The sequence below is a fragment of the Mycobacterium paraffinicum genome, assembly GCF_025822865.1.
Taxonomy (GTDB): Bacteria; Actinomycetota; Actinomycetes; order Mycobacteriales; family Mycobacteriaceae; genus Mycobacterium; species Mycobacterium paraffinicum.
Genome location: NZ_JACKUR010000010.1, coordinates 213,868 through 227,716, shown reverse-complemented (window position 1 = coordinate 227,716; position 13,849 = coordinate 213,868). Strand labels below are relative to the sequence as shown.

The window sequence follows — 13,849 nt, the reverse complement described above, 5'->3', positions numbered from 1 at the left end:
ATGACGGACGTCGCGGTCATCGGTCTCGCGTGCCGATTCCCCGGCGCGGCAAGCCCGCGCGAGTTCTGGGACCTCATCCGCGAGGGCCGCGAGGCTACGCAACTGCCCGGGGACGTCGCCGAGTTCGACGCCGACTTCTTCAACCTCTCGCCGCGCGAGGCGTCCGCGATGGACCCCCGGCAACGATTGGCGCTCGAACTGACGTGGGAAGCCTTCGAAGACGCGTTCGTGGTGCCCGAAACGGTGCGCGGGACGGCCATTTCGGTGTACTTCGGGGCGATGGCCGACGACTACGCCGTCCTCACCCTGCGCGATATCGCCGACAACCTCGACCACCACTCGTTCGCCGGCATCAGCCGGGGGATGATCGCCAACCGGGTCTCGTATGCCTTCGGGTTGCAGGGGCCCAGCATGACGGTCGACTCCGGTCAATCGTCCTCATTGGTCGCCGTGTACCTGGCCTGCGAAAGCCTGCGCGCGGGCGAGTCGGCGCTGGCGATAGCCGGCGGGGTTCACCTCAACCTGGCCGCCGAAACGGCGATGCTGGAACGAGAATTCGGCGCACTGTCGACGTCGGGCCACACCTACGCGTTCGATCGGCGCGCGGACGGCTACGTCCGCGGCGAGGGCGGGGGACTGGTGCTGCTGAAGCCGCTGCCCAACGCCCTGCGGGATGGGGACCGCATTCACGCCGTCATTCGGGGCAGCGCGGTGGGTAACTCCGGGCACAGCGCCGCCGGCCAGACCGTTCCCTCGGTTTCCGGTGAGGCCGACGTGATCCGGCGGGCGCTTGTCGCCGCCGGCCTGGGCAGCGCCGACATCGACTACGTCGAGGCCCACGGCACCGGCACGAAGGTCGGCGACGCGGTCGAGGCCCGGGCGCTGGGTGAGGTGTTCGGCGCGCGCGAGCATCCGGTGCAGGTGGGGTCGGTCAAGACCAACATCGGCCACGCCGGGGGCGCCGCGGGAATTGCGGGCCTGCTCAAGACCGTGCTGGCCGTGCGGCATTCGGTGCTTCCGCCGAGCCTCAACTACGCCGACGCGAGTCCCGACCTCGAACGCCTGCGGGTCAACGTCGACGCGCTGCGCTGGCCGGCGGCGGGCCGTCCGCGCCGTGCCGGGGTGTCGTCGTTCGGCATGGGCGGCACGAACGCGCACGTCATCGTGGAACAGGCTCCCGCGCAACCGGATCCGCCCGCCGATGCGTGTGACGGGTCAGTTGCGTGGGTGCTGTCGGCCCGCTCGGAGCAGGCCCTGGCCAACCAGGCGCGCCGGCTGGCGGAGCGGGTGGCCCACTCCGGGGTTTCCGCGGCGGACGTGGGCTGGTCGTTGGCGACGACGCGCTCGGTGTTCGAGCATCGGGCGGTGCTGGTGGGCCCCGATCGCGACGCGCTGACGCGTGGTCTGGCCGGACTGGCGGCCGGGGGGCCCGCCCCCGGTGTGCTGGTGGGCCGGGCCGGGCCGGCGGGCCAGACGGCCTTCGTGTTCCCCGGTCAAGGCTCGCAATGGCCGGGAATGGGCCGCCAACTCCATCAACGGTTTCCGGCCTTCGCCCAGGCTTTCGACGAGGCGGCGGCGGCGATGGACGCCCACCTGCGGTCGCCGGTGCGCGAGGTGATGTGGGGCACCGACGCCGAGCTGTTGCAGGGCACGGAGTTCGCGCAGCCGGCGTTGTTCGTCCTCGAGATCGCGCTCGCCGCGTTGTGGCGGTCCTGGGGCGTGACACCCGATGTGGTGCTGGGTCATTCGGTGGGGGAGATCGTCGCGGCGTGCGTGGCGGACGTGTTGTCGCTGGACGACGGGGCGCGCATCGTGGCGGTCCGCGGGGAATTGATGGCGGCGTTGCCGGCCGGCGGGGCGATGGTGGCGGTGAGCGCCGGCGAGGCCGAGGTCGCGCCGCTGCTGTACGACGGTGTGAGCATCGCGGCGGTCAACGGGCCCAATTCGGTGGTCCTGTCCGGTGAGCGGTCCGCGGTGGGTGCCGTGGCCGACCGGCTGACGGGCACCGGTCGGCGGACCCACCGGTTGGCGGTCTCGCACGCGTTTCATTCGGCGTTGATGGAGCCGATGCTCGACGAGTTCGCCCATCGGGTGGCCGACATCCGGCCGCGACAGCCACGAATCTGCTTGGTTTCCAACGTCTCCGGCGAGCCGGCCGAACCCGGATACGGGTCGGCGCGGTACTGGGTCGAGCACGTGCGCCGGCCGGTGCGTTTCCTCGACGGCGTGCGCGCCGCCGAGGCCCTGGGAGCGACGGCTTTCGTCGAGGTCGGCCCGGGCGGTGGGTTGAGCGTGGCGGTCGACCAGTCGCTGACCACCGAGCGACCGCTCTCGGTGGTCTCCGTGCCCAAGGACGCCCCGGAGATCGAGTCGCTGCTCAGCGCGGCCGGCCGGCTCTTCACCGCCGGAGTGGGCGTGAGCTGGCCGGCCGTGTTCGCCGGCTCGCACGCGCGCCGGGTCGAACTGCCGACGTATGGCTTTGCCCGGCAACGATTCTGGCTCGGCGACGAGCATAATGCGGTGCCCGCCAAGGCAACCCGGTCGCCGGGTCTGGCTGAACAATTGCACGCCCTGGGCCCCGCGGAGCAGCGGAGAAGGCTTGCCGAGCTGGTATGCGAGCACACGGCCGTCGTATCGGGGCATCCGGATGGCCGCGCCATCGACCGCGATCGCGCCTTCGCCGACCTCGCGTTCGACTCGCTGACCGGCGTGGAACTGCGCAACCGGCTGACGACGGCCACCGGGCTGGCGCTGTCGCGGACCCTGATCTTCGACTATCCCACCCCCGCGGCGCTGGCCGATCATCTGCGACGGCAGTTGTTCCGCGGCGATGACGACGAATCGGACGAGGAAAAGGTGTGGTCAACGCTGCGCAGCATCCCGCTCGCCGAGCTTCGGAGAACCGGATTGCTCGACAAACTTCTGTTGCTCGCCGGGGAACCGGAAAGCGTTGTCGCCGAACCGGTCATCGACATGATCGACTCGTTGAGCCCCGACGCTCTGATCGCGATGGCGCTGAACTCCGGCGACGATGAGGACGCGGAATGACGGAATCCACAAGCAATACAACACATGTCGAATACGCCGAATCTTTGCCGGGCTACTCAGAGCGGCTTAGACTTCGGGAATTGATGAAAGTCCCTGTTGAGCTGGGACGCAACCAAGAGGGTTGGGCATGAGCGTCATCGCGGGCGTGTTCGGAGCGTTGCCGCCGCATCGTTACAGCCAGGCCGAAATCACCGACCAAATCGTCGAACTCCCCGCATTGAAGGAACACGAAGAGGTGGTTCGGCGGTTGCACGCCGCGGCCAAGGTCAACAGCCGCCACTTGGTCCTGCCGCTGGAGCGATACCCGTCGCTGACCGATTTCGGCGAAGCCAACGAGGTCTTCATCGAACACGCCGTCGAACTCGGCTGCGAGGCGTTGCTGGGCGCGCTGGACGAGGCGGGCCTGCGGCCGCAGGACATCGACATGATCGCCACCACCACGGTCACCGGCGTTGCCGTGCCGTCGCTCGACGCGCGGATCGCCGGACGGCTCGGGCTGCGCCCGGATGTGCGCCGGGTGCCCCTGTTCGGCCTGGGCTGCGCGGCCGGGGCGGCGGGGGTGGGCCAACTGCACGACTACCTGCGCGGCGCGCCGGACGGCGTCGCGGTCCTGGTGTCGGTCGAGCTGTGCTCGCTCACCTTCCCCGCGGTCAAGCCGACCGTCTCGGGTCTGGTGGGAACCGCCATGTTCGGCGATGGGGCCGCCGCCGTGGTCGCCGTCGGCGACCGTCGCGCCGACCGGCTGAGCGCCGGCGGCCCCGACATCGTCGACTCCCGCAGTCGCCTCTATCCCGAATCGCTGCACATCATGGCCTGGAACGTCAGCTCGACCGGGCTGCACCTGGTGATGTCACCCGAGCTGACCAACCTCATCGACCGCCACCTGGCCGGCGACGTGAACCGATTCCTCGGCGCGCACGGTCTGACGAAGGACGACGTCGGCGCCTGGGCGGCGCACCCCGGCGGTCCCAAGGTCATCAACGCGATCGGCACCAGCCTCGGGTTGGCGCCGGACGCCCTCGAGCTGACCTGGCGCTCGCTGGGCGAGATCGCGAACCTGTCGTCGGCCTCGGTGCTGCACATCCTGCGTGACACCATCGCCAAGCCACCGCCCGGCGGCGGCCCCGGGCTGATGCTCGCGATGGGCCCGGGATTCAGCTCCGAGCTCGTGCTCCTGCGCTGGCGCTGAGCAGACGCCTCACTCCAGCGCCTCGGACAGATTCAGCCAGCGGCTCTCCGTCGCGGCCACCTCGTCTTCCAGCGCGCGCAATTCCTTGGTGAGCCGCGCGATGCCGACGTGGTCCGACTGGTCGTGCTCGGCCAGCTCGTGGTGTTTGTCCGCGATCCGGTCGGCCAGCCGCGCCAGCTGGCGGTCGACGCCGGCCAGCTCCTTCTCCGCCGCCCGCCGCTCGGCTCCCGACATCCCCNCCGGCTCGACCGGAGCGACCGTGGTGGGCGGCGCGGCCGCGGCGACGTCCCGCCGCGCCAGCCGCAGGTACTCGTCGATGCCGCCGGGCAGGTGCCGCAACCGGCCGTCGAGAATGGCGTACTGCTGGTCGGTGATCCGCTCGAGCAGGTAGCGGTCGTGGGAGACGACGATCAGGGTGCCCGGCCAGGAGTCGAGCAGGTCCTCCATGGCGGCGAGCATGTCGGTGTCGACGTCGTTGGTCGGCTCATCGAGGAGCAACACGTTGGGCTCGGAGAGCAGCGTGAGCATCAGCTGCAACCGCCGTCGCTGCCCGCCCGAGAGTTCCCCGATCCGAGCGGATAGCTGCCCTTTGCCGAAGCCGAGCCGCTCCAGCAGTTGGGCGGGCGTCACCTCGCGGCCCTCGACCTCGTACCCGCCCGGCAACCGGCCCAGCACGTCGGCGATGCGGTCGTCGGCGAGCGCGGCCAGGGTGTCACCCTGCTGGTCGAGCACGGCCAGCTGGACGGTCTTGCCGCGCTTGACGCGCCCGGTGTCCGGCTTGATGCTCCCGGCGATCAGTCCGAGCAGCGTCGATTTCCCGGCGCCGTTGGCGCCGACGATGCCGGTTCGTTCGCCCGGGGCGATCCGCCACTCGACGTCGCGCAGCACCGGGTGGCCGCCGAGGGCCACCGACACGTCGAGCAGGTCGATGACGTCCTTGCCGAGCCGGGCGGTCGCCAGCTTGGCCAGCTCGACGTTGTTCCGCAGCGGCGGCACATCGGCGATCAGCTGGTTGGCGGCCTCGATGCGGAACTTGGGCTTCGAGGTGCGGGCCGGCGCGCCGCGACGCAGCCAGGCCAGCTCCTTGCGCATCAGGTTCTGCCGCTTGGCTTCGGTGGCGGCGGCCATCCGGTCACGCTCGACGCGCTGCAGCACGTAGGCCGCGTAACCGCCCTCGAACGGCTCCACGATCCCGTCGTGCACCTCCCACGTCGTGGTGGCGACCTCGTCCAGGAACCAGCGGTCGTGCGTCACCAGCAGCAGCCCGCCGGTATTGCGCGCCCAGCGCTGCCGTAGGTGTTCGGCGAGCCACGCGATGCCCTCGATGTCCAGGTGGTTGGTGGGCTCGTCGAGCGCGATGACGTCCCACTCGCCGGCCAGCAACCTGGCCAGCTGGACGCGCCTGCGCTGGCCGCCGCTCAACGTCGATATCGCGGCGTCCCAGCCGATGTCGGAGACCAGGCCGCCGACCACGTCGCGCACCCGCGCGTCACCGGCCCACTGGTGTTCGGCCGCATCGCCCACCAGCGTCCAGCCCACGGTGTGGTCCGGTTCCAGGGTGTCCGCCTGGCTCAGCGCGCCCACCCGCAAGCCGCTGCGGCGGGTGACACGGCCGGAGTCGGGCTGCAACTGGCCGGTGAGCAACCGCAGCAGGCTGGATTTGCCGTCCCCGTTGCGTCCGACGATGCCGATGCGTGCGCCGTCGTTGACGCCCAGCGTGACCGATCCGAATACCAACTGGGTCGGGTATTCGAGGTGGATGGCCTCGGCTCCCAATAGGTGTGCCACCGGCCCGACCCTACTGCGGCTATTCGAGGGTCAGCAGCGCCCGGTCGACTTCGCTCTGGGTCTCCGCCGATGCCTTGCTGGCCACCGCGTCCAGGAAGCGGCTGGCGAGATCGCGCAGCTTCAGGTTGGTTTCCTGGGATCGCCAGACCAAGATGTCGAACGCCCGCTCCGCGGAGATGCCATAGGCGGCCATGAGCACCCCCTTCGCCTGCTCGATTCGGGCGCGGGCATCGGCGACCGCCGACAGCACGTTGTTGATGTCGGTCTGCAGCGAGTCGGTGACGTCGACATAGAAGCCCGACGTCCCGATCGGGGTGCCGTGGTCGTCGAGCATCCGGTCGCCCGCGACGACGACACAGCGGGTGCGGCCCCCGGTGTCGATGATGCGGTGGCGACTGCTGAACGGCTTGCCCTGCATCACCCGTTCCAAGACGGCGGCGACGCGCTCGCGGTCGTCGGGGTGCTTGTGCTTGAGCAGCAGTTCCGTGGTGGGCTGCACCCGTCCCGGCTTGTACCCGTGCATGCGGGCGACGGCGTCAGACCACTCCCAGCGATGCCCGTCGAGGAAAAACCGGAAGCGGCCGACGCGCTGCGGTTCGCCGAGCCCCAAAACCAGGTCGACCGCGTTGAGGTCTTCTTCCTCGACGACGTCGGACATGAGCTCCTCCGACGCCGGAGCCGCCGATCCGTCCTCGGCCGCCTGCGCGTCGCGGCGCCGGATGGTTTCGTCTTCAAAGTTCACGGACATCTCGCGCTGCCCTTCAGATCCGTAACTATGTCCCCCGCATATCAATGCCCACTTTCGGGTGGGTCCATTCATGGATCAGGCTTTTCGATACGGCTCGGCGTCGGCGCGTTTGAACTCGAGGCCCAGCCCGGGCCGTTCCTGGTCCGGCCGCAGCGCCCCGCCGTCGGGTGGCAGGGCGCCGTCGAACAGCATGTGTTCGATGCGGTGGTGATCGTGGAAGTACTCCAGGTGGCGCAGATTCGGGATCGCGCTGGCCACGTGGGCGTGCAGGTTGGGGGCGCAGTGGCCGGACACGTCGACGTTGTGGGCGGCGGCCACGGCGGCGGCGCGCAGCCAGTCGGTGATGCCGCCGCAGCGGGTGACGTCGATTTGCAGGCAGTCGACCGCGTCCGCGGCGAGCATCCGGTCGAAGTAGGCCAGGTCGTAGCCGTACTCGCCGGCGGTGACGTCCGGGGTGACCTGATCGCGCACCTCCCGCAGCCCGGCCAGGTCGTCGGAGGAGACGGGTTCCTCGAACCAGGTGACGTCGTGGTCGGCCATCGCGTGGGCCATCCGGATGGCCTGCTTGCGGCCGTAGGCGCCGTTGGCGTCCACATACAGTTCCACATCCGGTCCGATCGCCTTGCGCGACAGCGCAATTCGGTCAAGATCGCGGCGCTCGTCGGAGCCCCACGACTCGCCGATCTTGATCTTGACGCGCGGGATCTTCCATTCGCCCACCCAGCGTTCGAGTTGGGCGCGGGTGGCGCGCTCGTCGTAGGTGGTGAAGCCGCCGCTGCCGTAGATCGGCACCCGGTCGTGCGCCGTGCCGAGCAGCCGGCATACCGGTAGGCCCAGGAGTTTGCCCTTCAGGTCCCACAGCGCGGTGTCGACCGCCGAGATCGCGCACGACACCAAACCCGGCCGCCCGTTGTTGCGCATCGCCCGGACCATCGCCTGCCAACGCCCGGTGATGTCGAGGGCGCTGTGTCCGGTGACCGTTCCGGCGAGCGGTCCGTTGATCAGCGTGCCGCACGCGCCGTCGGCATAGGTGTAGCCGATCCCGCGCCTCCCGTCCGCCGCAACCTCGGCCAGCACCAGGGTGGTCGACGACCAGGGCAGAGTGCCGTCGGCTTCCGGTGCGTCCGTGGGAATTTCGTAGACCCGCGCGGTGACCTCGTCGATGCGTGCGTCGAGGCTCATCGCGTCCACCGGCGCGCGGCGAGCCACGCGCCCAGTCCGGCCGCGCCCAGCGCGGTCGTACCGCTGACGACCGGGTGCTGCGACGCCCACACCTGCGGGCTCAGCGCGTGGGACTTGTCGTCGAATCCGCCGTGGGCGCCGTGGTCGCTGCCGGGTTCCTCGTCCAGCGGGTGCCACAGGTTGTGCGGCCGCCCCGGGCTGACGTGCTGCTCGGTCTGCTGCGAGTCATAACCGGTGCGGCCCAGGTAGCGGTCCAGCAGCGGTGCGACGAACTTCTGCGCCAGCAGCGTGACCATGGTGCTGTCGCCGACCCAATATTGTTTGCGCTCCGGATGATCGGCGGCATACAGGACGCCGCGGGCGGCGACCTCCGGCTGGTAGATCGGCGGCACGGGTTGGGGATGGCGTGGCAGCCGCGACAGCACCCAGGAGAACTGCGGGGTGTTGACCGCGGGCATCTGGGCCACCGTGATCCGCACCCTGGAGTGTTCGTGCAACAGTTCGCAGCGCACCGATTCGGTGAAACCGTTTATGGCGTGCTTGGCGCCGCAGTAGGCCGATTGCAGTGGGATGGATCGCTGGCTGAGTGCGGAGCCGACCTGCACGATGGTGCCGCGGTCGCGCGGCCGCATCTTCGCCAGCGCCGCCATGGTGCCGTGCACGTATCCGAGGTAGGACACCTCGGTCACGCGTTTGAACTCCTCGGCGCTGATCTCGCTGAACGGCGCGAACACGGAGGTGAACGCGACGTTCACCCAGACGTCGATCGGGCCGAAGGTCGCCTCGGTCTCGTCGGCGGCGGCGGCGACGGCCGCGTAGTCGGCGACGTCGGTGGGCAGGGTCAGCGCCTTGCCGCCGCCGGATTCGACGTCGCGGGCCGCGCCGTCCAGCCCCGCGGATCCGCGGGCGAGCAGGGCTACGTTCGCCCCGCGCTGCCCGAACAGTTGGGCGGTGGCCCGGCCGATGCCGGCGCTGGCTCCGGTGATCACCACTGTCTGTGTCATCTGGACATCTCCTTTCCGTTCAGTCATGGTGGACGGCGTCGTCGGCGAGGGTGGCCGTGCATTCCAGCATCAGCGCGTGCGCGAACGCCTGGGGGAGGTTGCCGCGGAGCTGGCGCTGCCGGACGTCGTATTCCTCGCAGAACAGCCCGGGCGGCCCGCAGGCGGCGCGGTTGCGTTCGAACCAGCGCATCGCGCAATGGGCATGTCCCAGTTGCTGTTCGGCGAGCGCCATCATGAATCCGCACAGTAGGAAGGCGCCTTCGGCGTCGCCGAGGTCGCGCTCGTAGTGCCGGAACCGGTACACGAAACCGTCGTGGCTGAGCTGCTTGCGGACGGCGTCCAGCGTGGCCCGGGTGCGCGGGTCGTCGGCGGGCACGGCGCCGCGCACCGGCGGCAGCAGCAGCGACGCGTCGACCCCGGGCAGCCGCGGGCTGCGTTGCCAATAGCCGCCCTGCGGGTGCAGGCTGCTGGCCGCGGTTTCGGCCAGGATCGCGTCGGCCAGCGAGGCGCAGGCGGCCACCTCGTGGCCGCCGCCGGAGACCTTGGCGATGGCGCGTAGCCCGGCGACGCACGCCAGGCGGGACTGCGTCCAGTGCTCGTCCTCGATCTCCCAGATGCCGGCATCCGCTTCGCGCCAGCGCTTTTCGATCGCGCCGATGGCGGCCTGCGCGGCGCGCCAGCCGTCGGCGTCGAGCCGGTCGGCGTTGCCCGCCCAGGCCAGCAGCTGTAGCGCCTCGCCGAAGACGTCGAGCTGAAATTGCTGGTTTACCCAGTTACCCACCTTGTCCGCCCCGCCGGGGTAGCCGGGCAGGTCGAGGGTTTCCTCGCCGGGCACGCTGTCACCCGTGGCGGTGTAGGCCGGCTTGAGGTCGGGGCCGTGTTCGAGCAATCGGGCCCCGACGAATTCGACCGCGCGGTCAAGCAACTCGGTCGCCCCGACGGTCGCGGCGGCGATACCGGCGTAGACCTGATCCCGGATCCACGCGTAGCGGTAGTCGTAGTTCTGGTTGGTGTGCGCGCGTTCGGGCAGGCTCATCGTGGCGGCGGCCACCATGCCGCCGCCGCTACTGGTCAGGCCGCGCAGCACCGCGTAGGAGTGACGCCCGTCGCGGGGCGCGATGGTGCAGTTCAGCTCGGGAATGCTGCGATGCCAGGCGGCTTCCGTTGCGTCCCAGGCGATGTCGGCGTCGGGCGGTTGATCGGGGAGAGTACGTTCGGATAGCTCGAGCACGAAATCGTGCTGATCGCCTTCGTCGATTGTGATCTCACACGTGAGCAGTTCGGCGCGGCCGCGCGCCCCCTGCACGGATCGCACGTCGCGGCCGCCCAGCCAGCGCCATCGCAACCGCCCCGATTTTCCGCTCCATACCCCGCCGTCGACGCTCATGTCGCCGGGACCGTGCCGGCCGAACTCGGCGCTCGGCTGCAGCACCACTCGCACCCGCGCGGTCCCGCGGCAGCCGACGAGTCGGCGCAGCAGCACCACCCGGTCGGGATCGCCCGGGAAGGCCAGCGCCTCACGGCATTCCACGATGCCGTCGCGGGTGATCCACCGACTGCGCCAGATCATGCTGCCCGGTTCGTAATAGCCGCCCCACACATGCCGCACGTCGGTCGGCGTGATCGCGTAGACGCCGCCGCCACCGATGAGATTCGAGAACACGCCGTCGGAATCCCAGTGCGGCGCACACATCCAGGCGACGTCACCCTGCGGCCCGATCAGGGCGCCCCGCTCGCCGTCGGCGAGCAGGGCGTACTCGCGCAACACCCGCGGCGAGAAGGTCGCCTCGATGTCGATCGTGCGGTCAGCCACGGACCCCCGCCTCCGATGGCCGCCTGGCCGGGGCGGTGCTGTCGATCTTTCCGGTCGCCATCCGTTCGGCGAGCCGCGACGCCAGCGCCATGATGGTCAACGCCGGGTTCGCCGAGCCCTGGGTCGGACACACCGAGCCGTCGGCCAGAAACAGGTTCGGCACGCCCCACACCCGGTGATCGGAGTCGACCACCGAGTTGTCCGGGCGGGTGCCCATCCGAGCGCCGCCGATCAGGTGGGCGAACCGCTCGATGGTGAGCACGTCCTGGGCGCCGGCGGCGTGCAGGATGTCGCCGATCACCTTGGTGGAGTAGGCCATGTTGGCCTTGTCGTTGTCACACAGCGTGTAATCGAACCGGGCCACCGGGATGCCGTAGCGGTCCCTCTCCTCGGCGAGGGTGACCCGGTTCTCGGGCAATGGCAACAGCTCGTTGAGCACGCCGATGGTCGCCCAGTGGTTGTAGTCGCGCATGTATTCGCGCAACGCCCGGCCCCAATGCCCGTCGGCCAGCACGTGTTCGGCCCATCCGATGGGCAACGGCGAAACCGTCTGGATGGAGAAGCCGCGGGCGAACCCGCGCGAGGAGTCGGTCTCGTAGAACTGCTCGGAGGACACCTCCGGGGGAGGGGCCTTGTACATCCGGACCTCTTCCGGCCACCGGCCCGCGGACTGCGTTGCGCCCTGCACCATCACGTAGCGACCGACCTGGTCGTCGTTGTTACCCAGCCCGTTCGGAAAGCGATCGCTCGCCGAGTTCAGCAGCAGGCGCGGCGTTTCGATGGAATACCCGGCGATCGCGACGACCTTGGCCCGCTGCAGCCGCTCGGTGCCGCCGGCCTCGTCGTAGTAGACCACCCCGCGCGCGGAGCCGGCCTCGTCGAGCTCGACGCGGGCGGCCATGCAGTTGGCGCGGATCTCCACGGCGTGGGCCAACGCGTCGGGCAGGTGCGTGACGTACGGGCTGGCCTTGGCGTTGACCTTGCAGCCCTGCAGGCAGTAGCCGCGGTAGATGCAGTGCGGGCGGTTACCGAATGTGCCGTTGACGATGCCGACGGGGCCGACCCGCATCTCGATGCCAAGCTGCATCGCCCCCCGCCACAGTTTGGCCGCGGCACCCGAAATCGGGTGCGGGGAAAAGGAATACCGATGCGGGTAGCCCCATGGCCAGTTCTGCCCGGCCACCGGCAACTCGAGCTCAATCCGCTCGTAGTGGGGGCGGACGTCTTCGTAGCGGATCGGCCAGTCCGCCCCGACCCCGTCGAGGGTGTAGGTGTGGAAGTCGCTGGGATGAAACCGCGGCGTGTAGCCGGCGTAGTGCACCATGGAGCCACCGACCCCTCGCCCGGAGTTGTTCTTGCCCAGCTCGATCGGGTCGTCGCCGCCGATGATGCGCTTCTGCGTCCAGTACAGGGAGTGCGAACCCGCCTCGTCGGAGACCCAGTCCTCGTCGGGGTGCCAGAACGGGCCCGCCTCGAGGATCACCACCCGCCAGCCGGCCCGCGCCAGCCGTTGCGTGAGCACGGATCCACCGGCGCCGGCGCCGACGACCACCAGGTCGACCTCGTCGTCGTCGCCGTAGCGCTGCATGGTCTTTTCGCCGGGCAGGTCGCGCGAATGCACGTCGAGCAGGAACCGGGATTCGTTGTCCTTCGGCCCGATCGCTCCCCTGAGGAGGCCGCGGAGTCGGTCGCCCATCACAACTCTCCCCGTTGGACCACGCGGACCGGGTCCTCGTCGGTGGCGCCCGGGGTCTCGAACGGCTCGCGCGCGGCGGCGGGGCCGGTGGCACCGCCGAGGCGCATGAACCCGCGCGGGTAGGCCGGTCCGCCGAATCCGATCTCGTTCCACGCCCACGGATGGGAGTAGAACCCGGACAACGTCATTCGCATGCACACCGACCACGCGCGTTTGACGTTGAGGTGCTCCCAGGTTCCGCCCGCCAAGGCTCCCTGCGAGAACTGGTCGATGATCGCCTCGCGGGTGTCGGGTTCGGCGTCGGCGAACGATGCCTTCCCGTACCGGCTGGACGCCGTCTCGTCGAGCGCGAGCAGCACCAGGCGCCACGTGTCGCGGTCGTCGGGCATGTCGGCGTACTGGTAGCCGTCGAGCCGGCCGTCGGCGAGCTTGGAATCGACGAACTCGGGCACGGGCACTCGCGGCTCGCGGTCCTGAGCCAGCACCGTGTCGCAGAACGCGCGCAGGCAGGGTTCCTCCTCCGGGCTGAAGAACCGCAGCGGGCCGGGTGGTTCCAGCCGGGCCAGCACCACCTTCTTGGTGGCTTCGTCCCACGTGTCGGTCGTTTCCAGCACGTCGTAATCCGGGTAGCGGCCGATCATTTGGGGCGTGACACCGCGGCGTTGCTTGGGCAGCCAGGACGGGTGCGGCGGTTTGCGGTCAGCGCGCAGGTTGGGCAGGTGGTCGGGGCGCGAGGTGTCGGCCATCGCGGTCAGCCCCGGAAGCGCTCGCGTCGCAGGATCGAGGCCAGCAGGCCCATCCCCCCGACCATGCACATCAACCCGGGCGCCGCGATCGGCGGACCCATGGGCACGTTGTAGGACGCGTTCTTCCACCCGCCCGGCTTGCGTGCGACCCCGCGGGCATGCAGGTATTCGCCCATCAGGCCGTTGGCGGTGTAGATGCCCGCGGTGATCGGCAGCCAGAGTTTGGCCCAGCGCCGCGAGAACACCCCGCCGACACCGGCGACCACCACCGGCGGTGTCACCACGATCGGGCTCCACATCCATTTGTTACCGAAGCTGGCCTTGTAGTGCTCGAAATAGATTTCCGCCGTCGTGACGAGGGCCGCGATGGCCGTCAGCCCGGACAGCGAGCGCTCGAAGCGACCGTGTGCGACGTCGTAGAGCGCCCGCTCGGCGAGCTGTTGGGCCTCGCCCGTGCGCCGTCCTGCGTTGCCTAACAACAACATTTGGCTTCCTTTCCTAGCTCGTCGATCCGCCCGCAATACTGGCTCGGTTCCGCGCACTGATCGACGCGGACATACCAGAGGTATTGCGAGGCAAGCACTGTCGGAATTTCGGCGATGGGAGCCGCGCGCAGAAAGAGTCTGCGGCCGTCT

General features: G+C 69.8%; 10 protein-coding genes. 2 read left to right on the top strand and 8 right to left on the bottom strand.

Annotation, left to right across the window (positions count from 1 at the left end; translation table 11 throughout):
- Both H7J89_RS01185 and H7J89_RS01180 read left to right on the top strand, forming a co-directional pair.
- Window positions 1-3,048: a type I polyketide synthase gene (locus tag H7J89_RS01185; RefSeq protein ID WP_264035742.1), complete on the top strand. Its 3,048-nt coding sequence runs from the start codon at window positions 1-3 to the stop codon at window positions 3,046-3,048.
- Window positions 3,049-3,175: 127 nt separating this feature from the next.
- The gene (locus H7J89_RS01180) at window positions 3,176-4,237 is read left to right on the top strand and encodes a type III polyketide synthase (protein ID WP_264035741.1); all 1,062 of its coding nucleotides are present in this window, start codon (window positions 3,176-3,178) and stop codon (window positions 4,235-4,237) included.
- A gap of 9 nt (window positions 4,238-4,246) precedes the next feature.
- Here H7J89_RS01180 and H7J89_RS01175 read toward each other — a convergent pair whose 3' ends face one another.
- The 8 genes from H7J89_RS01175 to H7J89_RS01140 form a co-directional block, all read right to left on the bottom strand.
- Entirely contained in the window at window positions 4,247-6,025 is a 1,779-nt protein-coding gene (locus H7J89_RS01175) for an ABC-F family ATP-binding cassette domain-containing protein (protein ID WP_264035740.1), read from the bottom strand.
- Window positions 6,026-6,044: 19 nt separating this feature from the next.
- Window positions 6,045-6,773, bottom strand: coding sequence for a PAS and ANTAR domain-containing protein (locus H7J89_RS01170; protein WP_264035739.1), 729 nt, complete (start codon window positions 6,771-6,773; stop codon window positions 6,045-6,047).
- 75 nt (window positions 6,774-6,848) lie between these two features.
- Complete coding sequence (locus H7J89_RS01165) at window positions 6,849-7,955, bottom strand: enolase C-terminal domain-like protein (protein ID WP_264035738.1); 1,107 nt, start codon at window positions 7,953-7,955, stop codon at window positions 6,849-6,851.
- Window positions 7,952-8,959, bottom strand: coding sequence for an SDR family oxidoreductase (locus tag H7J89_RS01160; protein ID WP_264035737.1), 1,008 nt, complete (start codon window positions 8,957-8,959; stop codon window positions 7,952-7,954). The genes H7J89_RS01165 and H7J89_RS01160 overlap by 4 nt, the downstream gene beginning before the upstream one ends.
- A 19-nt stretch (window positions 8,960-8,978) precedes the next feature.
- Entirely contained in the window at window positions 8,979-10,772 is a 1,794-nt protein-coding gene (locus H7J89_RS01155) for a glycoside hydrolase family 15 protein (RefSeq protein ID WP_264035736.1), read from the bottom strand.
- On the bottom strand, window positions 10,765-12,468 hold the full coding sequence (locus tag H7J89_RS01150; RefSeq protein ID WP_264035735.1) for a GMC family oxidoreductase: 1,704 nt from the start codon (window positions 12,466-12,468) through the stop codon (window positions 10,765-10,767). The genes H7J89_RS01155 and H7J89_RS01150 overlap by 8 nt, the downstream gene beginning before the upstream one ends.
- On the bottom strand, window positions 12,468-13,214 hold the full coding sequence (locus tag H7J89_RS01145) for a gluconate 2-dehydrogenase subunit 3 family protein (RefSeq protein ID WP_264035734.1): 747 nt from the start codon (window positions 13,212-13,214) through the stop codon (window positions 12,468-12,470). Before H7J89_RS01145 ends, H7J89_RS01150 begins: the two co-directional genes overlap by 1 nt.
- 5 nt (window positions 13,215-13,219) lie before the next feature.
- Window positions 13,220-13,699, bottom strand: coding sequence for a hypothetical protein (locus H7J89_RS01140; RefSeq protein WP_264035733.1), 480 nt, complete (start codon window positions 13,697-13,699; stop codon window positions 13,220-13,222).
- Between the last annotated feature and the right edge of the window lie 150 nt (window positions 13,700-13,849).

Excerpts from the sequence above, each read along its gene's own strand:
- H7J89_RS01150 (WP_264035735.1), bottom strand. The coding sequence starts at position 12,468 with ATGGGCGACCGACTCCGCGGCCTCCTCAGGGGAGCGATCGGGCCGAAG.
- H7J89_RS01180 (WP_264035741.1), top strand. The coding sequence starts at position 3,176 with ATGAGCGTCATCGCGGGCGTGTTCGGAGCGTTGCCGCCGCATCGTTAC.
- H7J89_RS01145 (WP_264035734.1), bottom strand. The coding sequence starts at position 13,214 with ATGGCCGACACCTCGCGCCCCGACCACCTGCCCAACCTGCGCGCTGAC.
- H7J89_RS01160 (WP_264035737.1), bottom strand. The coding sequence starts at position 8,959 with ATGACACAGACAGTGGTGATCACCGGAGCCAGCGCCGGCATCGGCCGG.
- H7J89_RS01140 (WP_264035733.1), bottom strand. The coding sequence starts at position 13,699 with ATGTTGTTGTTAGGCAACGCAGGACGGCGCACGGGCGAGGCCCAACAG.
- H7J89_RS01170 (WP_264035739.1), bottom strand. The coding sequence starts at position 6,773 with ATGTCCGTGAACTTTGAAGACGAAACCATCCGGCGCCGCGACGCGCAG.
- H7J89_RS01185 (WP_264035742.1), top strand. The coding sequence starts at position 1 with ATGACGGACGTCGCGGTCATCGGTCTCGCGTGCCGATTCCCCGGCGCG.
- H7J89_RS01165 (WP_264035738.1), bottom strand. The coding sequence starts at position 7,955 with ATGAGCCTCGACGCACGCATCGACGAGGTCACCGCGCGGGTCTACGAA.